This is a genomic window from Kitasatospora sp. NPDC089797, assembly GCF_040684795.1.
Classification (GTDB): Bacteria; Actinomycetota; Actinomycetes; order Streptomycetales; family Streptomycetaceae; genus Kitasatospora.
The window spans coordinates 1-18,695 of record NZ_JBFBGS010000078.1 but is presented as its reverse complement, the minus strand read 5'-3'; the positions used below and the strand labels follow the sequence as shown (position 1 = coordinate 18,695).

Below are 18,695 nucleotides of genomic sequence, written 5' to 3'. Positions count from 1 at the left end.
CTGCCCACGGGGACGGGGCAGGGGACCGGGGCGGGCGTCAGTCGGGTGGGAGGGTGAGGGTCGCGAGGGCGCCGCCGGTGGGGTGGTTGGCGAAGGTGAGGGTGGCGCCGATGACGCGGGTGTGGCCGGTGGCGATGGTGAGGCCGAGGCCGTGGCCGCGGCCGCGTTCCGGGGCGTTGGTGCGGAAGCGCTGCGGGCCGTGGTCGAGGAGGTCGTCGGGGTAGCCGGGGCCGTGGTCGCGGACGGTGATGCGGCGGTCGTCGACGTGGAGTTGGACCGGGCCGGCGCCGTGGCGGTGGGCGTTGAGGATCAGGTTGCCGAGGATGCGGTCCAGGCGGCGCAGGTCGGTGCGGACCTGGCGGCCGGTGGTGCCGGGGGCGATCTCGACGGCGACGTCGAGGCCGGTGAGGGTGACGGTGCGGCGGACCGCGCGCTCCAGCGGGACGGCGGAGAGGTCGGGGGACTCGACGTCGGCGTCCAGTCGGGAGACCTCCAGGAGGTCCTCGACCAGGACGCGCAGGGCCTGGACCCGGTTCTGCACCAGCTGGGTGGGGCGGCCGGGCGGCAGCAGCTCGGCGGCGGTGACCAGTCCGGTGAGCGGGGTGCGCAGTTCGTGGGCGACGTCGGCGGTGAAGCGCTGTTCGTCCGCCAGGCGGCGGTGCAGGGTGCGGGACATCAGGTCGACGGCGGCGGCGAGTTCGGCGACCTCGTCCTTCCCGTCGACGAGTTCGCCGATCCGGGTGTCGGTGCCGCCGGCCGCGATGCCGCGGGCGGCGGTGGCGGCGGTGCGCAGGCGGCGGCTGATCCGGTCGGCGACGAGCACGCCGGCCAGCACGGTGGTGAACACCGCGGCGACGACGGTGATCAGGATGATCCGGTCCAGGTCGGCGATCGCCCGGCGGTCCTGGGTGAAGTCCAGCCGGACGGAGAGCGTCCCGTCCTGGACCGGGCCCGCCGCCCACATCGCCTCGCCCTGCGGGTCGGTGGCGAGCAGTGAGCCCTGTCGGCCGTCGGTGGCGAGTTGGTGCAGCCGGGCGGGGAGGACCGGGTCGTCGCGGGTGGCGCCGGGAGTGGCCAGGCCGCGGCCGTAGTCGGTCAGAGCGGTGCCGAGGGCGGTCAGCGCCGAGGAGCGGGCCTGGTCGACGTGTTGACGGATCATCGCCTGGTGGACCAGCAGGCCGACCGCCACCGCGACCAGGACGGAGATGGCGGCGACGGCGGTGGCGATCTGGCGGCGCAGGGTCATGCGGGACGCCGCAGCTTGTACCCGAAGCCGCGGACGGTCTCGATCCGGCCGGCGCCGATCTTGGCCCGCAGCCGCTGCACGTGGACGTCCACCACCCGGGTGTCGGCGCCCCACTCGTAGTCCCAGACCCGTTCCAGCAGCGCGGAGCGCTCCAGCACGATGCCGGGCGCGGCGGTGAACTCCAGTAGCAGTCGCAGTTCGGTGGGGGTGAGCGGGACGAGGCGGCCGTCCACCCGCACCTCCATGCTGTCGGTGTCCACCTGGAGGCCGTCGAGGCTGCGGACGGCCGGGGTGGCTGCGGGGACGGGGACGGAAGCGGGGACGGAAGCCGGGACGGAGACGGAGTCCGGTGCCGGCGCGGGGACGGACCGGGTGGTGGGATCGGTCGGCGGGGCCACCCGGACCCGGCGCAGCACCGTACGGATCCGGGCCACCAGGACGGCGCTCTCGAACGGCTTCACCACGTAGTCGTCCGCGCCCGCCTCCAGACCGGAGACCACGTCCACCGGGTCGGTGCGGGCCGACATCATCAGGATCGGCAGTTGGCTCTCCTCCCGGATCCGGCGGCACAGGCCGACCCCGTCGAGCAGCGGCAGCATGACGTCCAGCAGGAGCAGGTCGGGACGGACGGCGTGGAAGGCCTCCAGCCCCTCCAGACCGTCGGCGGCGGTGGTGACCGGGAAGCCGTAGCGTTCCAGGGCCATCCGGGTGGCCTCCCGGATCACCTCGTCGTCCTCGACGAGCAGGATGTGCGGCTGGGCGGGGGAGGCTGCGCTGATCATCGCTTCGCTTCCGGGACGGCGGTGGGACCGGGCGGTTGGGGGGTGGGCTGGACGGGACGGGGCAGGGTCACGCCGGAGGACGGTTTCGCGGCGGGGGTGGGACGCGCCGTGGCGGTGCTCCGAGCGGCACCGGCACCGGCGACGGACGGCTGGTCGGTGGTCGGGTCGGTGGGCGGGAGCAGGCCGACGCCGTCCACCTGTTTGCCGACCAGGGCGAGCCGGCTGCCGTCCCAGTGGTACTGGCTGGTGGTCCGGGTGTTGTAGGTGGTCGGCTCGTACAGCCACAGGTCGGAGTCGACGGTCGCGGCGCTGAACTGCGGCTGCACCTGGACCTGCAGGATCGGCAGGACGTGCTCGCCGACCAGGGTGTAGACGTGCAGCACGGCCGTTCCGGGTGCGGTGACGGCGGTGATCAGCTCGGGCCGTCCGTCGCCGGTGAGGTCGCGGAACTCCGGGGCCCGCACCTCGCAGTCGGTGCAGGAGCCGAGCGCGCGCCGCTCCTCCGGGCTCAAGCCCGGGTCCTTGCCGAGGAGGGTGCGGACGTCGACCGCGGTGAGGTCGTGGCCGGGCACGACCAGGTCGGGGACGGGCTGCGGCGGGGCCTGGGTGGCGGAGCCGCCGGTGGGGGAGACCAGCGGCGGCGCGGTGGCCAGGTCGGGCCAGAGCGGCTTGGCGGACGCCGGCGGGGTGACCACCGCGTGCGGGCCGTCGTCGCGCAGGCCGCCGGGGGCGGGGCGGCCGAAGGCCAGGGCACCGAGGCCGGTGAGGATGGCGAGGGCGGCGAGGGCGGCGACGGCGGCCGCGGGTACGGCGCCGGGGCGGCGGCGGAGCGGGGGGCGTGGTGCCACGGTCGGTGCTCGTCCTCCTCGTGCGCGGTCGGTCCTGGACGGCCGGGCGGTGGCCGGTTCGGCGGTGGAGCCCGTGGAGCCCGTGGAGCCGTGGTCCGGTGGCCAGGCCTGTCGTCGTGTCGTTCTGCAGTTCTACCTGGTCCGGTCCGCCGCCCGTTCCGGTGGTGGGTCGTACGGGCGGCGACCGGTGGTTCCGCCGCTCCGGCGCGGCCGGGCCGCACCGGGTCGGAAGGGTCCGGGGCAGGCGGGGGTCCGGGTCAGGCCGGATCCGCCAGGACGATGATGTTGTCCGTCCAGTGGCCGTCCGGGCCGATCCGCCCGCCGCAGGTGATCAGCCGGAGCGCGGGCCCGGGGGTGTCGCCGTAGACGGTGTCGGTGGGGAACTGGTCCTTGGCGGCCTGGAGCAGGGTGCGGACCTTGAAGTTCACGGTGCCGCCGTCCGCGCGCGCGACCCGGATCAGGTCGCCCGGGTGGAGTTCGGGCAGGCGCTGGAAGACCGCCGGGCCGTGTTTGGTGTCGAGGTGCCCGATCAGGACGGAGGGGCCGGACTGGCCGGGGGTGGGGCCGTTGCGGTACCAGCCGACCTGGTCGGCGTGGTCGGCGGAGGGCACCTGGACCGTGCCGTCGGTGTTCAGACCGAGCTCGATGACCGGGGCGTCCACGCCGATGGTGGGGATCTGCAGGCGGGTGGGCGGCGAGGCGGCGAGCGGACGGGTGGCGGCGGTGGGCGCACCGCCGGGCGCGGTGCCGCCGGACGTGCCGCCGGACGTGCTGCCGGGAGCGCCGGCCGTGGGCGGGGTGGCCGCCGGGTCGTGGCCGGAGGTCTCGATCCGGACGACCGGGGTGTCCCGGCCGGACAGCGCGAGCGAGGCGCCGAGCGCCAGGCAGAGCAGGCCGGCCGTGCCGAAGACGGTCCGCTGGAGAATGCTCGGGCCGCGCGGAGCGGCGCGCCGTCGGCCCCGGCGGTCCTGCCCTCGACCGTCCTGCCCCCGACCGTCCTGCCCGCGGCGGTCCGGTCCGTGGCCGTCCTGTCCCCGAGCGTCACGGCCACGCCGGTCCCGCCCCCGGCCGCCCAGGTCGGTACGGCTCTGTTCGTGGGTCCCCGCCGCCGGGGGCACCCCGGCGCCGCTTCCCCGCCCGGCCGGGTGCGGGGGAAGGGCGCCGGGGTGCCCGGCGGACTCGGGACCGGTGTCAGCCGCGCGCACCGGAGCGGCGGCGCAGGAGGGCGAAGCCCAGCGCACCGGCGCCGACGGCCGCGACGGCGCCGCCGCCGGCCAGCATCAGGCCGTTGCCGTCGGTCGCCGCCGAGCCGTCACCGGCCTGGGCGCCACCCTTCGGCACCTCGCGGACCTGCGGCTGGGAGCCGAGCGGGGTCGGCTGGCCGGTCGCGCCGGCGGCCGGGGTCGGCTTGGCGGTCGCGATGACGGCCGAGCCGGCCGACGGGGTCGGGTGGGCGGTGACGGTCGCGCCGGCGGCCGGGGTGGGCTGGGCGGTGGCGGTCGCGGCCGGCTGCGGGGTCCCGTCGGCCCAGGCCTGGCCGCCGGTGACGACGGTCACCAGCGCGGCGCCGGTCAGTGCGCAGACCGCCAGCAGGCGGTGGGCGGGCGAACGGTCGGTACGGCTCCTGGTCATCGGGGGTGCTCCTTCGAGGCTCTGGTGAACGCGTCAGTGGCGAGACCGCGGTTCTCGCGAACGCCCCGGCCCGGTACGGCCCGGACCGCTGTACGACCTGTACAACTCCTGCGGCGCGGTGGGCCGGTGCGTCGTCAGTGACAGTAGGAGCGCCGTGTCGCGGTGCCCGCCCGGCCGCGTCACGGCCGTCCATCGGCTCCGTAACGGTCTTCGCGCGGGAACCCGTGACGGACCGGCCTCCGGTCCGGTCACCGGGCCCCGCCGCGCCGGACGCCGTGCCCCCGCAGCGCCAGTCGCGACCTCCGCCGCACCCCCGCCGCGACCTCCGCCGCACCCCCGCCGCGACCTCCGCCCCGACCGCCGCGCGACGGGCCGCGGATTTCTTCGCACCCGCACTGAGCACCTCCGCCTGCCCGTCCGTATCCCTCGGTGGGGGAGAAACCGGGGGATCCACCAGAGGGTCAATCGAAGAAAGGTGGCAGCCATGAGCGTGCTTGCCAACCTGGTTCCGTCGATGTGGCACTCGTCCCGTGGTCGGGGCGGACGTGGCTACCGCGACGACGGGTACGACAGGGGCGACCGGTACGACAGGGGCGACAGGGGACATGGTCGCCGTCGTGACCGTCGCCGCGGCCGTCGGCACGGTTGGTAGTGACGGCTGACGGACTGATGCTGGTGTAGGGCCAGGACGCGAAGGTGTGGTCCCCGCGGCGGTGGCTGACCGTCGACACGGGCGAGGGAGAGGACCGGGCTGAACCGGTCGTCGCCCCGGCCCCGACGGTGTCGCTGCGGCAGACCTTCCGACGCTTCTGGCCCTACACCCGCGGCGGCCGGCGCTGGCTGGCCGTTCTGATGGTGGTCGTCCTGCTCGGCCCGGTGGTCGATGCCGGGATGATCTGGCTGTTCAAGGTCGTCGTCGACGACGTGCTGGTGCCGCACCGGTTCGGGCTGTTCCTGCCGGTCGCGCTCGGGTACGCCGGACTGGCCCTGCTGACCGGGCTGCTGGGCTTCGCCGACGAGACCACGTCGACCTGGGTCAGCGAGCGGTTCCTGCTCGCGCTGCGCACGGACGTGTTCCGCCACCTCCACGCGCTGCCGCTGAGCTTCTTCGAACGTCGTCGCCTCGGTGACGTGCTGGCCCGGCTGACCTCGGACATCGAGGCGGTCGAGACCTTCCTGCTCTCCGGGGTCCTCGAAGCGGTGGCCTACGTCGCCGAACTGGCCGTCTTCCTGGCCGTGTTGTTCTACCTGCGCTGGGACCTCACACTGACCGCCCTGGTGGTCGCGCCGCTGTTCTGGATCACCGCCCGGCGCTTCTCGGCCCGGGTGAAGGCGGCCTCCCGGGAACGGCGGCGCCGCAGCGGCTCGGTCAGCGCGCTCGCCGAGGAGACCCTGGGCAACATCGCCCTGGTGCAGGCGTACAACCGGCAGGACTGGGAGCAGGACCGCTTCCTGCGGGAGAACCTGGCCCGCTTCCGGGCGACCATGTCGGCGACCCGGCTGCGCGCGGCCTTCACCCCGATCGTCGACATGCTGGAGCTGATCGGCGGGCTGATCGTGCTCGGGCTGGGCGCCTGGGAGCTGGCCCACGGCCGCCTCACCCTCGGCGAACTACTGGTCTTCGTCGCCCTGTTGACCCGGCTCTACGAGCCGATCCACGGCATCGGACAGCTCAGCAACGGCTTCTTCTCGGCCGCGGCCTCCGCCGAGCGGATCATCGAACTGCTCGACCAGGAGCCGCAGGTGGCCGATCCGCCACGACCGCTGCGCCCGGCCCGGACGGGCGGGGAAGTGGCCTTCGACGCGGTGCGGTTCCGCTACCCGGACGCGCCCCGGACGGCGCTGGACGACGTCTCCTTCCGTGCCGAACCGGGCGAGACGGTGGCGCTGGTCGGGGAGAGCGGGGCGGGCAAGTCGACAATCGCCAAACTGCTGCTGCGCTTCTACGACCCGGACCGCGGCACGATCCGGCTGGACGGGACGGACCTGCGCGAACTGTCGCTGACCGACCTGCGGGAGCACATCGCGGTGCTGCTCCAGGAGACCCTGGTCATCCACGGCACCATCCGGGAGAACATCGCGTACGGCCGCCCGGGAGCCACCGACGCGCAGGTCACGGCGGCCGCCCGGGCCGCCGACGCGCACGAGTTCGTCAGCCGGCTGCCGGACGGCTACGACACGGTGGTGGGACAGCGCGGACGGCTGCTGTCCGGTGGCCAGCGCCAGCGGATCGCGATCGCCCGGGCGATGATCCGGGACGCGCCCGTGCTGCTGCTCGACGAGCCGACCACCGGGCTGGACGCGGAATCGGGGCGGCGGATCCTGGAGCCGCTGGGACGGCTGATGAGCGGGCGGACGACGATCATCATCTCGCACAACCTGCTGACCGTACGGAACGCCGACCGGATCATCCTGCTGCGCGAGGGCCGGGTCGCGGCCAGCGGCAGCCACACCGAACTGCTGGCCCACGACGACGGCTACGCCCGCCTCGAACGGGCCGCCGGACTGGGGACCAGGCTCAATCGCTGACGGCCTGGCTGCGCCGCCGAACGAGGAGATGGAAACAGGGATGCTTCCTCTGCTCAGAGTGGCTTGCGGACGAACCGGGCAGTCTCACCAAGAACAGTCCGTGCATTGATCATGTCTGCGAGGCGTCGAGCCAAGGTTGCCTTGGCCAGTCGCACGGGAAGCGCTTCCGCGAACTTCAACCCCTTGACTGCACGGTCGTCCACGTCCGGCAGCGCGATCCGGTCGACGGCGCCGGACAGTGCTTCCTTCCATCCCTGTGGGGTGAGGTCCTCCCGCAACCGGATCCAACAGTCGTTGACGCGTTGTGCGGGGACGGTGAGTTCGGAAAGCGTGGAGGCGAGGGTGGCGTTGGCGTGATGGCCGGCCCAGGTCCACCACCGCAGCTGGCCATTGGACGCCCGGGTCACGAGCGTCCCGCCCGGATGCACTTCCTCGAGGAAGTGCTCCCGCGCCTCGGCCAGCGATCGCACAGCGCGCTTGGTGAGGTCCACGGGCGGGTCCGCACCCAGGAGGACCTCTCGTACCGCACGAGTGAGTTCGAACGAGGTGCCACGCACGAATCCGAAGCCACTCCATTTGGCCTTCCCGCCACCGTCGACCGGTTCGACGAAGCAGCGCTTTCGGGCCCAGTCGATGTATGTGACCTGCCAGCTGCGGCCGGCCAGCAGCAGCCTGCGTGGGCCGGCCACCTCTTCGGTCAGCAGGTCGGGATCGGTCTGACCGATCTCGGTTCGGCCGTGCAGGACGGTGAACTGAGGCGGCGAGGTGAAGACTGCGGTGAGGTTCATGAAGTGCCGGTGGCCGAATCGGCGTTCGGCTTCCGGGCCGATGAACAGCAGGCCGCCGTCCTGATCGAGGTACCCCTCCTCGACGAGGTGACGAAGGATGGGGCGGGCCTCGCTGCCGAAGAGCCCGAGGCCGTTCCACCACTCCGGCCACAGGTGATCGCCCACCCGGTGCTCCTGCAGGCAGAGAGCCAGGAGCTGTTGGGCGACGATGTGGCGCGGCTCAGGGGGTGGGACGACTGGTTCGACCCATCCCCTGGACCACTGGAGGAGGAGGCCGGCTGCGCCGAGCAGGCCGTCCTCGTCCAGCGCGAGGAAGAGACAGTTACGGCTGGTTCCGGGCCTGCGCCCGGTGCGTCCGATCCGCTGCAGGAAGGAGGCGACGGTCGCCGGGGCGTCGATCTGGATGACCCGGTCGAGGTCACCGACGTCGATGCCAAGCTCCAGTGTGCTGGTGGAGACGATGACGCAGTCCCTGGCCTCTGCGAAGGCTTCCTCGGCCTGACGGCGCTGTTCGACGGAGAGGGAGGCGTGGGAGAGGAAGGTCGTGATGCCCTTCATCCGGAGCTTCTCGCCGAGCTCCTCCACGAGCCGGCGTGACTCGCAGAAGACCAGGCGCTTCTCGCCCCGGTGCAGTGCGGCGATCACCGTCGCCGCGTTCTCCACGGAGCCGACGTAGTCGAGCTGGACGTCGCCGGGCGGCGGGGCCTGTGCACCGGCCTGTGAGACCGCGGGCTCATCGAGGTGCGGGGCGACGACACAGCCGGGCCGTTTGCCCGCCCCCGTGCCCTGGAGCCACTCCAACAGCTCGGGAGGGTTCCCGACGGTGGCCGACAGCCCCACGCGCTGAAGGGGATGGCCTACGACCCGCTGCAGCCGTTCCAGGACGGCCAGCAGGTGCCAGCCACGGTCGTCTCCGGCGAAGGCGTGGACCTCGTCGATCACGACGGCGCGCAGCCCGGAGAAGAAGGCGTCGTGGTCGACGTGGGCGCTGACGAGCATGGCTTCGAGCGACTCGGGTGTGGTGAGCAGGACGTCGGGTCGCTCGGCCAGGATCCGCCGCCGACGGCCGGTGGTGACGTCACCGTGCCAGAGCTCGGCCGTGCGGCCGAGCCAGCCGGTGTAGGTCTGGAGCCGGGGCAGCAGGTTGTTGAGCAGCGCCTTGAGCGGGCACAAGTAGAGGATCGAGGTGCTGCTCCACCGCTGCGCGCTCATCTGGGACAACAGGGGGAAAGCTGCGGCCTCGGTCTTCCCGCCGGCGGTCGGGGCGAGCAGGACGGCGTCGTCACCGGCGAGGAGCGGCTCGATGGCCTGCTCCTGGAGCGGGCGGAGCCCCGGCCACCCGAGGGTGTTGACGATGTGGTGGACGAGGACGGGGTCGAGGTCGTCGACACCGCTCACGGCAGCTCCAGTTCGATGTCGTCGGCACCGGCGGCAGCTGCATTGCGTTCCGCCTCGGTCAGCTCTCCGGTGGACATGGTCAGAGCGTAGTGCTGTCGTGGATCGAAGTCGTCGAACTCGTCGACGCGGTCCAGCACATCGGCGATCAGCTTGCGCAGGTACAGCCGGGGCGCGACCCCGACCTTGCCGCCGAGACCACCGGTGACGGCGGTGGCGAGCTCGGCGAGGTACGCGTCGTCGACTCGCTCGGCGATCCGTTCCGGATGGTTCGCGGCCCCGGCGTACAGGTCGCGGACGGTGCGGCCGAGTTCGCCGAGTCGGGCCAGATCGAAGCCGGGAAGCCTCAGCTGGACGGCGCGCGGCGAATCGAAGCGCGGATCGGTGGTGAAGTCGGTGGCGAGCCGCTGGGCGAGCGGAGGAAGCCGCTGGACGCCCTGCTGGCCGTCGTAGAAGGCAGGGGTGCCGGTGATGACGAGGAAGAGCCCGGGGAAACGGCCGGCGTCGATCTCGTCGAGCAGCTGGCGAAGTGCGTTGAGGCCCTTCTCGCGGACATCGCCGCGCACCCGCTGGAGGGTCTCGATCTCGTCGAGGACGACCAGGAGCCCGGGGTGCCCGCAGTCGCGCAGAACGGTCAGTAGGCCTTGGAGGAAGCCGAGTGCCGCGAAGTGGTCGAGGTCGCCGCGCACTCCGGCGGCCCGTCGCGCCGACGCGGCGACCGACTTCTGGCCGCCCAGCCAGGCGATCACGGCTTCCGCGGTCGCGGCGTCGCCGGCTGCCAGGGCCTGCCGGTAGCCGCGCAGCGCGGAGGCGAAGGCCGGAGTGGTCCGGGCGACATCGGTGAGTCGACGCTCCATCAGCACGTCGACGGCAGTGGCCAGGGCGGCTTCGTCGTCCTCGTCCACCTCACCGGCGTCGAGGACCTCCTCCTCCAGCGTGTAGAACCAGGCGTCGACGATCGCGCGGAGGGCGCTGGGCTGATGGGTTGCCGTGGTGAGGCGCTCGGTGAGCCTGCGGTAGACCGTTTCCAAGCGGTGGAGGGGGGTCTCGGTCTCGGAGATCTGCACCTCGGTGGTGGCCAGACCGGCACGCTTCGCCCGCTCGGCGAGCCAGCGCGCGAAGAAGGTCTTACCGGAGCCGTACTCGCCGCGGATGGCGTGGAAGGCGGCTCCGCCGCGGGCCACCGAGGCCAGGTCGTCGTCGAGCGCACCGGCGAACCGGTCGAGACCGACGGCGAGAAGGTCGAGCCCGGACTGGGGCACGGTGCCACGCCGCAGGGCGTCGATGACTTCGCGTCGGCGGACGGCACTGACCTCGGGCCGGACGGTCACCGGGGATCCTCCAGGTCGAACTGTGCGATCAGCATGGCCACATCGAGTTTGACGGTATGGCCGGCGTCGATGAACCCGAGCACGGGGTACCCCTCGATGTTGAGCAGCCGCTGCAGGACGGCGATGAACCCGTCGATCTGCCGCCGGACGCGACCGGTGGCAGAGATGGCGGCCACGAGAGCGGCGGGGGACATGGTTCCGCCTGCCTGGTGGAGGGCGTCGATGACGGCGACCACGACCTTGGCCTCCGGCGCCTTGCGCACGTACTCCTTCTGCGCCTTGTACACCTCGCTGGCCACGACCCGCGCGCCGAGCGTGGCGGCGGCCGGATCGGGAAGGCTGGCGGGGGCGTCGGCGGCCTCGTCCACCGCTGCCGGGCGCGGGATGGCCGCCGCATCCGCAAGGACACCGGCCGACGGCTCGACAGGGTGGCGGAGGTGCCCGGTGAACGGTGACCACCACCCGGGCGCCGCCTGTTCACGCGGCAGGGCGATCCAGTCCTTGGGCATCGCTTCGCGCGAGGGCACGAGCAACAGCACCGGAACGGTGACCTCGGCGAGCGCGGCGCCGCCGTGGTAGCCGGCCCGCCGGCCGGTGTAGCGGATGTCCTCCCGCCACGGAGCCACGATGCTGCCCCCGCCCTCGAAGACACGGGGTCCGGTGAGCAGAACCTCTCCGGCGGAGGGATCACCGGTCCGCCAGCGGGCGCTGCCGGCCCCGTCTGCGGCCGCCGGGCCGTTGTTGGGGTTCCGGTCCAGGACGTGCCCGTGGTCGGCCATGAGCACCACCGGGCGACCGTAGCTGCGGGCCGCAGCGAGGAGCTCACGCAGGTACGTGATGGCGTCGATGCTCCATGAGGTCCGTCGGCCCTCCTGCCCCTTGTCGAGGGCGTCGTCGACGGTGTTGAGGACGACGCCGACCACCGCCTCCGAGGCCAGCGCCACGGTCAGCTCCTCCGCGAGGAAGCTCCCGCTCTGCCCGCCTATGGCAGCCTTGTGGAACAGCGCGGAGGGGCGGTGGTGGCGCTTCCAGAAGGTGGTGAACCCGGTCGTCTCGACGGTCTGGCCGCCCTTGACGGCGGTGCCGCTGAGTAGCGACGCCCGGCTGATCTCGGTGACCGACGGAAGCATCGACACCGCGGCGAGCCGCGTCGGAGCGCCGCCCTCCGAGGGGGCAGGGACGGTCTCCAGCCAGCCTTCACGCTCGGTCTCCTCGCCGAGCTGGGCTGCCACCGCGCTGCTCATGCCGTCCAGGACGAGGAGGAGCGGGGCCGGTCCGTCCTTGCGCAGCAGCGGGGCCACCGCCTCGGCCAGCACGTTCTCGACGAGGAGGCACCCGCCGGTGTGCTGGGTGGTGGCGTTGGGCGTCCAGGCGGTGAGCCGCTGGGCGAACGCCTCGTCCAGATCGGTCCGCCGCCCGGCCGCTTCCTCGTAGAGCGCTCGGAGGTCCTGGTCAGTGGCGGTGTCCCCGTCGGGGTCGCCGTGCCAGAGGACGGTGAGCGCACGGTCGACCCACCCCCAGTCGGCGACGTGTGTCCGGACCCCGGCTGCGACCGACCGGACCTGCGGCTGGGGAAGGGCCAGCCAGCGGGCGACCCGGACCGCCGCCTCGGCGACGAGGACGCGGTTCGGGCTGAGCGCCGCGAGCCCGTGGGCTCTGAGGTCGGCGAGTGCGGAGTCGGCGCCCGAAGGGGACTGCCTGGCGAGGGCGCAGACGCGCCGCAGCTGGGCGGTGAAACTCGAACCGAGGAAGCGGTTGGTGCGAAGGCTGTCGGTGAGCCCCACCTTCGCGGCGAGCTCGTCCGCCCGGTTGATCACGGAGACCACGCGGTGGCGGGCGTCGTCGCTGGTTCGAGCCTGGGCGATCCAGCGGGTCACCGTACCTTCGACCGCCTCGGCGAAGGACTGCAGCTCGTTGCGGCGCGGGGTGACCTGGCCGAACAGCCCGCCCACGGCCAGGGCTGCATCCGAACCGGCAGAGGGGTCGCGAAGGGCGGAGGCGAGCAGCCCGAGCGCCATGGCGTCGTGGCCCTCCCCGGCCTCCACCAGGGACAGCAGGACCGGCACGGCGGCACCTGCCGTCTCGCCGAGCCAGGCCTTCAGCGCGGCGCGTTCCTGCGGAGCCAGACCGACGAACCGCGGCGGGCCGGCCGGTGTCCGGGACCAGGCGAGGAGCGTGTCGGCATCGAGCGTCGTGTCCTGCCCGGCACCGGGCACACTGCTGTCGTTGCGGCGCAGCCCGAGACGGGCGGGTACCAGTGCTGCCAGGGCCGCGTCGCGGGTCAGCACCGGGCCGACCCGCGGCCAGCCTTCGGCCGGCTCCGAGTCGAGCAGGGCGTCCAGCAGCCAGGTCTGTTGCTGGATGGTCGGGTCGAGCTGGGTCACGCCGAACCGCTGCATGACGACCTGGGCGTTCTCGATCGTCAGGATGCGCTTGCCGAGGGCGTACGCGCGCAGGTCCCAGCTGAGTTGGGCGTCGTCGACGCCGGTGGTGACGACCAGCACGTCGTCGTCCTTCGCCATGCTCTGGTGCTGCTGCCAGGCCTCCACGATGCCGAGGACGGAGTCCGCCTCCACGACCGTGATCCGTCGGCTCGTCGATCCGGTCCGGATGACGAATTCGGCCGGGGTGGGCTCCGCGTAGCGGCCGTACAGCAGCACCAGTCGGCGAGTCGACGACTCCTTCGGGGACGCGTCCTTGGGAGCGGCCTCCCTCGGAGGGTTCTCCTTCGGACCGGTGCCGGAGAGCAGGGCCTCGATGGTCCGGTGCCCGATCTGCGGGAGGGGCGCCGGCATCAGTGATCGTCCTCTGCACCGCCGTGGCCGCTCTCGCCGGTCGCGAGGACGGGTCGCCAGACCAGCTCGATCCGCGTGCCCGGATGTTCGGCGACGTAGGAGCGGATCTCGCCGGACACTCCGGCGAGGGCCGCGGCGAGGCCGGCCTCCAACGCGGTCGGCTCGATCATCCAGTGCACGCCCGATCGGGGGCCCGGACCACCGGCCGAGCCCCCGGGGCCGGCCGGCAGCGCCTTGTCGGTATCGGTGCCGGTCGTCCCCGTGGAGGGAACGGACGGGTCACCGTGCTCGGTCAGGGGGACGTCCCCGGCCGTCGGCTCGGGCTGCGGCGTGGGCTGGGGCGGTTGCGGCGCAGGGCCGGGCTGGGACAGCCGGGCGGCCTCGGTGATCAGGGCGACCACCTGGTCGTCGAGCTGCCGCAGGACGGGCGCGAGCGGGGAGGACTGCTCGTGGTCGTTCGCCGTTTCCCGGACCCGGGTGATCAACCGCTCGGCGCGCTCGCCGACCCGGTCACCGCGTCCGACGTAGGTGCGCACGCTCTCCAGCAACGCCCACTTGGTGTCCTCGAGCGCGTCACGGACCTCGGCCGCGTTCGAGATCGTCGCCGTGATCTCCTCGTCGGTGACGTCGTACCGGGCGGCCGCGAGCTCGCGGAGCAGCGCGGTGTTGTCGTCGATCCGGGCGAGCCGCTCGGTCAGGTCCGTGGCGGCGGCCACGGAGCGCAGCCGGGGAGCCTTGTCGTCGGTGAGCCCCAGGGCGGCCCCGTGGTTGTTCAGCGCGCGGCGCAGTTCGGCGACCGTCGTCTTGTGGCGCTTCGCCGCTTCACGGACGCTGGTGGCGATGGCGTTCACGTTGCGGGCGAACAGCACGGACGAGCCCGAGATGCCGAAGATCCTGCCAGCCCGGCGTCCGGCGGTCGCGAACTGCTCCTCGCTGGGGAGTTCGACGGCGCGCAGCCCGTACCCGGAGCCGATCCGCTCCAGGTCGGGGGCCTCGCGCAGCGGCGAGGTCTGGTAGACCCAGGTGCGGTCGTCCAGCAGCGCGTAGGTGGCGATGATCAGGTTGCCGATGTTCTTGTCGAGCCCGGTGTAGCCGAGCTCCCCGATCCACTTGCGGATGTCCTCGACGGAGAGGTTCGAGCCGTCCCCGGCCGCGGCGGCCTTCTGGTTGATCTGCAGGCGCCAGTCGTTGGTGAGGTTGAGCGGCCCGTCGTGGACCTCGCCGAGTCCGAGCGCGTGCACCACTTTCTTGACGGTGGGCAGGTGGTGCCGGTCGACGACGGTGCGGCGGGTGCCGTCCTCCATGGCGCGTCTGATCCACTCCAGGGTGGTCTTCAGCTCTTTGGTCGTGACGGCCTTGCGTTCGAGGTTGCGGTCGAAGTCCGGGTGCTTGGGGTGGAGCGCGTCGAACATGCCGTCCGCGATCCTGTACAGGTTCTGCTCGAAGCCCGCGCCCGCCGTGACCTGGGGGCGACTGTACGCGCGCTCCAGTGACCACAGGTGCTGGTTGTCGGTGACCTCGGCGCCGATGTTGTTCGGGTCCGGGCTGTGCACCCCGTACACCTGGTGGAGCACACCGGTGAGCTGGGTGGTCAGGTTGCCGGCCTGCTCCTTGAGCTGCTGGCGGATCTGCATCCGCTCCTCGACGGCGCGCGTGGCGGTGTGGTCCTCCAGCCGGTCGCGCTCCAGCAGGTAGTTCATCCGCAGCAGGCGGCCGAGCTGGTTGGCCCGCTGCTCGGACAGGAAGTGCGGGATCCAGACGACGACGGACGCGTTCCTGCCGCCGCGCTTGAGCTCCTCGACGCGGCGGACGTCGTCGTTGGGGGAGTGGTTGTTGTCGTCGAAGGGGTAGTCCAGGACGAAGCGGATGTTGCCCGGGGTCTCCGGCGCGAACTGCTCGTCGGGCAGCTTGGGGCTGCGGACGTTGCCGAAGACGAACTCGGCGGTCCGCTTGGTGCCGCGCCAGACGATCTCGCGGGTGCACAGGAACGACTGGGTGTCGTTGATGCCGAAGGCGGACCAGAGCTGGTCCTTCACCCACTGGCGGCGGCGACCCATGTTGTCCTCGCTGCGGACCTCGTCCAGCAGCGGCTCGACGTCGAGGTCGGACAGGTGGACGTGGAACACCGGGTCGGCGGTGCCGTCGCTGCGCAGCTCGCCGAAGTCGGGCTGCAGCTCCTGGAGCCGCTTCATCGCCTGCGAGCCGGCCGAGCCGACCCTGACCCTGATGTCCCCGTGGTTGAGCGCGGCCAGCCGCTCGCCGTTGAGCCGGGCGAGGGCCGGGACGTTGGGCGCGAGCGCGGCGAGCAGCAGGGTCTTGATCAGCCGGTCGTCGGTCTGGAACTGCTTGTCGTCCTCGGAGCCGTACTTCTGCAGCAGGAAGTTCCGCACCCGGGCGTGGAAGCGGTGCGCGATCTCCGAGTCCTTGCGCAGCTTCCCGGTGAAGGCCTCGCCACTGCGGGCGGCGATGACGTCCCAGAGGTCACCGAGCGGGATGAGGTCGCCCATCTTCAGGTCGTCGCGGCGGCGGCGCAGCAGCTCCTGGACGAGCTTCAGACCGGTGCGCTCGCGCTGGAGGGCCCCGGAGAGGTCCACCAGGACGTTCAGCAGGGCGGGGGAGAGGGGGTAGAGAGTACGGAAGTCGTCCCAGGTCGCCTCGGTACGGCCGTGGGCGTCCAGCAGGACCTGGCGGACGCCGTCCTTCGCCGACTCGACCCGCTTGAACGCCTCGTCGCGCTCGCCCTCCATGCCCGTCTTGGGCGACAGGACACGGTGCTTGATGATCTCGACGAGGTTGCTGTCCTCCAGGTCGACGACGTCGAAGCGCTCCGTGAGGTACTCGACCTGCTGCTCCAGGTTCTGCACGTCGGCCCCGGCCACGTCCGAGCCGACCAGCTGGGAGAGGTCGCGCTGGCGGGAGACGAAGGAGACGATCGGCACCGGGCGGTCGCTGTCCCCGGACTCGATCAGCTTGACCATCTTCTGGACCTGCTCGCGGACGAAGTCCTGGTCGCCCATGTGCGCCTGGAGCCAGAGGACCAGTTCGTCGAGGAAGAGCACGACACCGTCGTAGCCGAGGGACTGCGCGTGCCGGGAGATGACGGAGAGGCCGTTCTCCAGAGGCAGGAACGCGTCCTTGTCGCCGCGTGCGCCCTGGGCGTAGGACGCCATCGGGCCGGAGAGCAGCGCGGAGACGAGGGCCTCGCGGTGCGGGTCGCCCGCGGGGGCGGAGAAGGCCCGGTCGAGGTCGCTGGGGGTCCAGGCGTCCGGGCCGGTGGTCGCGTTTCCGAGAGCACCGGCGTCGAGGTCGTCCTCGTCGACGACAGCCGCCTGCGTGCTGCCGGGGGCCACTATGGCGGCGCCTTCACCGAGCCACTCGACGAACTTGGCGTCGTCGGCGAGGAATTCGCGCTGGCGGCGGGCGTCCGCGAGAGCGGAGTCGGCGCGGTAGACGGCGGGGGTCGGGCTGTCGGGGTGCTGCTGGCGGATGGCGTGGACGTAGCCGCCGAGGATCGCGGAGTCGAGATCGGTCGAGCCGACGAGGTGGTACGGCACCATCAGGAAACGGGACCGCTGGAGCCAGTCGTCGTTCTGGTTGATCACTTCCTGCAGCTTCGGCTTCCTGCGGGCGAGCGCGTTGCCGTTGAGGATCGCGTGCAGGACGGTGAGGAAGTGGCTCTTACCGGAGCCGAACGAACCGTGCAGGTAGGCGGCGTGGGAGTTGCCCGTGCGGACAGCGGCCCCGACGAGCTTCAGCGCGCGACGGAACGCCTCCTGGAGCTGGTCAGTGACCACGTACTCGGCGACGCGGGCGTCGGTCTCGGAGAAGCCCTGGGAGAGCTCGATCTTGAAGTCGCCGGCATGGACGTCTTCCTTGATGTCGAAGACATCCTTCAGGAAGAGCTCGCTGGTGGGCATCGGGGCTCTCGTTCCCTTTCCTCACGCGGACGCGGACGCACAGCACAGGTCACGCACGGAACGCGCGCGCGACCTCCCATCTTGCCAGCCTCGGCGTTGTCCGTGCCGATACGGACGGTAATTCCCTTGACGGGGAACGATCGTTGGTGATCGGACGGTCACGTGTGGTGAGCGGGCTTGGTGGTGGGCATGCGCACGGATGGCAGGTTCGGCTGTTTCGAGACAAGGCGACGCTGCGTAGTCGCATCCTGGCATTGGGTGAGGACTGGGCATGGAAGGACGAGGCGATGGCGGTGGAAGCCGGGCTGTCCGGGAGCGGCACCGAGCAGCAGGACTGGGAAGAGATCTCCGAGGTCGTGAGGACGATCGCGCGGCAGATCAAGCTGTGGCGGGAAAGGGCGGGTTTCACGCAGGCCGGCCTGGGGCTCGTCACCGGGTTCTCCGAGGAGCTGGTGGGGAAGGTCGAGTGCTGCCAGCGGATTCCGACCGCGCAGTTCCTGGAGAAGGTAGACGAGGCGGTGAACGCGGGTGGGATGGTCGTCGCGTTCAAGGAGGACCTGATCACGGCGCGGTACCCGAAGAAGGTCCGCGACCTGGCCAAGCTGGAGGCCGAGGCGGTCGAGATCGGGGCGTACAGCAACTCCGTGATCCAAGGCTTGTTGCAGACCGAGGACTACACGCGCGCACTGTTCGCCATGCGCCGGCCGCTGCTGGACGAGGAGACGGTCGAACGGCAGGTGGCGGCTCGCATGTCACGCCAGCACGTTCTCACCCGGTGGCCGGCCACCATCTTCAGCTTCGTCCAGGAAGAGGTGACGCTGCGTCGGCCGCTGGGTGGCAAGATGGTTCTGCGAGGACAGCTGGAACGACTGTTGGAAGTCGGCCAGTTGCGGAACGTCGAGATCCAGGTGATGCCGACCGAGCGCGAGGACAACGCCGGAATCGGCGGCTCCTTCCGACTGTTCGAGGCCAAGGACGGTCCCAAGGTGGCGCATACGGAAGTACAGCAGATCAGCCGTGTGATCGCAGGGCGGAAAGAAGTCCACCCGCTCGAGATCCGATATGGGATCATCCGAGCGCAGGCGCTCACGCCTCGGGAGTCGATGGCGTTCATCGAGAAGCTTCTGGGAGAGACATGATGATCAACCCCTCCGTCGACACCTCTGCGGGGCTGGAGTGGTTCAAGAGCAGCTACAGCACCAACGAAGGGCCTGACTGCGTCGAGGTGGCCTCTAGCCCCAACTCGGTGCACGTGCGGGACTCGAAGGACAAGGAGGGCCCGCAGTTTCGGTTCTCCCCGAGCGAGTGGTCGGCGTTCGTCGCTTTCGCGGCAGAACTCGGCTGACAGTGATGATGTTCGTGGTGACGTCGCTGGTGGGTCTGACTCCTCGGCTGACTGACGTCTCGACTGTCCTGTTTGGGATCTGTCGGC

12 protein-coding genes are annotated in these 18,695 nt (G+C 71.8%); 3 read left to right on the top strand and 9 right to left on the bottom strand.

Translation table 11 applies throughout. From position 1 onward, the window contains the following. Window positions 1-37: 37 nt before the first annotated feature. The 5 genes from AB0O91_RS38785 to AB0O91_RS38765 all read right to left on the bottom strand — a co-directional run bounded on the left by AB0O91_RS38785 (window position 38) and on the right by AB0O91_RS38765 (window position 4,508). The gene (locus tag AB0O91_RS38785; protein ID WP_363443485.1) at window positions 38-1,246 is read right to left on the bottom strand and encodes a HAMP domain-containing sensor histidine kinase; all 1,209 of its coding nucleotides are present in this window, start codon (window positions 1,244-1,246) and stop codon (window positions 38-40) included. Continuing rightward, window positions 1,243-2,028, bottom strand: a complete 786-nt coding sequence (locus AB0O91_RS38780; protein ID WP_363443483.1) for a response regulator transcription factor — start codon at window positions 2,026-2,028, stop codon at window positions 1,243-1,245. The genes AB0O91_RS38785 and AB0O91_RS38780 overlap by 4 nt, the downstream gene beginning before the upstream one ends. Further along, on the bottom strand, window positions 2,025-2,876 hold the full coding sequence (locus tag AB0O91_RS38775) for a hypothetical protein (protein WP_363443481.1): 852 nt from the start codon (window positions 2,874-2,876) through the stop codon (window positions 2,025-2,027). The genes AB0O91_RS38780 and AB0O91_RS38775 overlap by 4 nt, the downstream gene beginning before the upstream one ends. A 257-nt stretch (window positions 2,877-3,133) precedes the next feature. After that, window positions 3,134-3,994 (bottom strand): class F sortase, encoded by an 861-nt coding sequence (locus tag AB0O91_RS38770; protein WP_363443479.1) that lies wholly within the window; start codon window positions 3,992-3,994, stop codon window positions 3,134-3,136. A 73-nt stretch (window positions 3,995-4,067) separates the two neighbouring features. After that, window positions 4,068-4,508 carry a hypothetical protein gene (locus AB0O91_RS38765; protein ID WP_363443477.1) on the bottom strand — a complete coding sequence of 147 codons (441 nt, stop codon included), beginning with the start codon at window positions 4,506-4,508 and terminating at the stop codon, window positions 4,068-4,070. A 696-nt stretch (window positions 4,509-5,204) separates the two neighbouring features. On the opposite strand from AB0O91_RS38765, the gene AB0O91_RS38760 reads away from it, so the two are divergent. Beyond that, window positions 5,205-7,037, top strand: coding sequence for an ABC transporter ATP-binding protein (locus AB0O91_RS38760; protein ID WP_363443475.1), 1,833 nt, complete (start codon window positions 5,205-5,207; stop codon window positions 7,035-7,037). A 53-nt stretch (window positions 7,038-7,090) separates the two neighbouring features. Here the strand turns inward: AB0O91_RS38760 and AB0O91_RS38755 are convergent, their stop codons facing one another. From AB0O91_RS38755 to AB0O91_RS38740, 4 genes are read right to left on the bottom strand one after another with little or no spacing between them, the layout of a single operon-like run. Further along, the gene (locus AB0O91_RS38755) at window positions 7,091-9,223 is read right to left on the bottom strand and encodes a DEAD/DEAH box helicase (protein ID WP_363443473.1); all 2,133 of its coding nucleotides are present in this window, start codon (window positions 9,221-9,223) and stop codon (window positions 7,091-7,093) included. Further along, complete coding sequence (gene brxD, locus AB0O91_RS38750) at window positions 9,220-10,551, bottom strand: BREX system ATP-binding protein BrxD (RefSeq protein ID WP_363443471.1); 1,332 nt, start codon at window positions 10,549-10,551, stop codon at window positions 9,220-9,222. Before brxD ends, AB0O91_RS38755 begins: the two co-directional genes overlap by 4 nt. Next, window positions 10,548-13,346, bottom strand: coding sequence for a BREX-2 system phosphatase PglZ (gene pglZ, locus AB0O91_RS38745; protein ID WP_363443469.1), 2,799 nt, complete (start codon window positions 13,344-13,346; stop codon window positions 10,548-10,550). The genes brxD and pglZ overlap by 4 nt, the downstream gene beginning before the upstream one ends. After that, the gene (locus AB0O91_RS38740; RefSeq protein ID WP_363443467.1) at window positions 13,346-17,263 is read right to left on the bottom strand and encodes a PglY protein; all 3,918 of its coding nucleotides are present in this window, start codon (window positions 17,261-17,263) and stop codon (window positions 13,346-13,348) included. The genes pglZ and AB0O91_RS38740 overlap by 1 nt, the downstream gene beginning before the upstream one ends. A gap of 167 nt (window positions 17,264-17,430) precedes the next feature. On the opposite strand from AB0O91_RS38740, the gene AB0O91_RS38735 reads away from it, so the two are divergent. Together AB0O91_RS38735 and AB0O91_RS38730 are read left to right on the top strand one after the other, a co-directional pair. Next, window positions 17,431-18,402: a DUF5753 domain-containing protein gene (locus tag AB0O91_RS38735; RefSeq protein WP_363443465.1), complete on the top strand. Its 972-nt coding sequence runs from the start codon at window positions 17,431-17,433 to the stop codon at window positions 18,400-18,402. Then, the gene (locus AB0O91_RS38730) at window positions 18,402-18,608 is read left to right on the top strand and encodes a DUF397 domain-containing protein (RefSeq protein ID WP_363443511.1); all 207 of its coding nucleotides are present in this window, start codon (window positions 18,402-18,404) and stop codon (window positions 18,606-18,608) included. The genes AB0O91_RS38735 and AB0O91_RS38730 overlap by 1 nt, the downstream gene beginning before the upstream one ends. Window positions 18,609-18,695 lie beyond the last annotated feature (87 nt).

Excerpts from the sequence above, each read along its gene's own strand:
- AB0O91_RS38740 (WP_363443467.1), bottom strand. The coding sequence starts at position 17,263 with ATGCCCACCAGCGAGCTCTTCCTGAAGGATGTCTTCGACATCAAGGAA.
- AB0O91_RS38765 (WP_363443477.1), bottom strand. The coding sequence starts at position 4,508 with ATGACCAGGAGCCGTACCGACCGTTCGCCCGCCCACCGCCTGCTGGCG.
- pglZ (WP_363443469.1), bottom strand. The coding sequence starts at position 13,346 with ATGCCGGCGCCCCTCCCGCAGATCGGGCACCGGACCATCGAGGCCCTG.
- AB0O91_RS38730 (WP_363443511.1), top strand. The coding sequence starts at position 18,402 with ATGATCAACCCCTCCGTCGACACCTCTGCGGGGCTGGAGTGGTTCAAG.
- AB0O91_RS38780 (WP_363443483.1), bottom strand. The coding sequence starts at position 2,028 with ATGATCAGCGCAGCCTCCCCCGCCCAGCCGCACATCCTGCTCGTCGAG.
- AB0O91_RS38785 (WP_363443485.1), bottom strand. The coding sequence starts at position 1,246 with ATGACCCTGCGCCGCCAGATCGCCACCGCCGTCGCCGCCATCTCCGTC.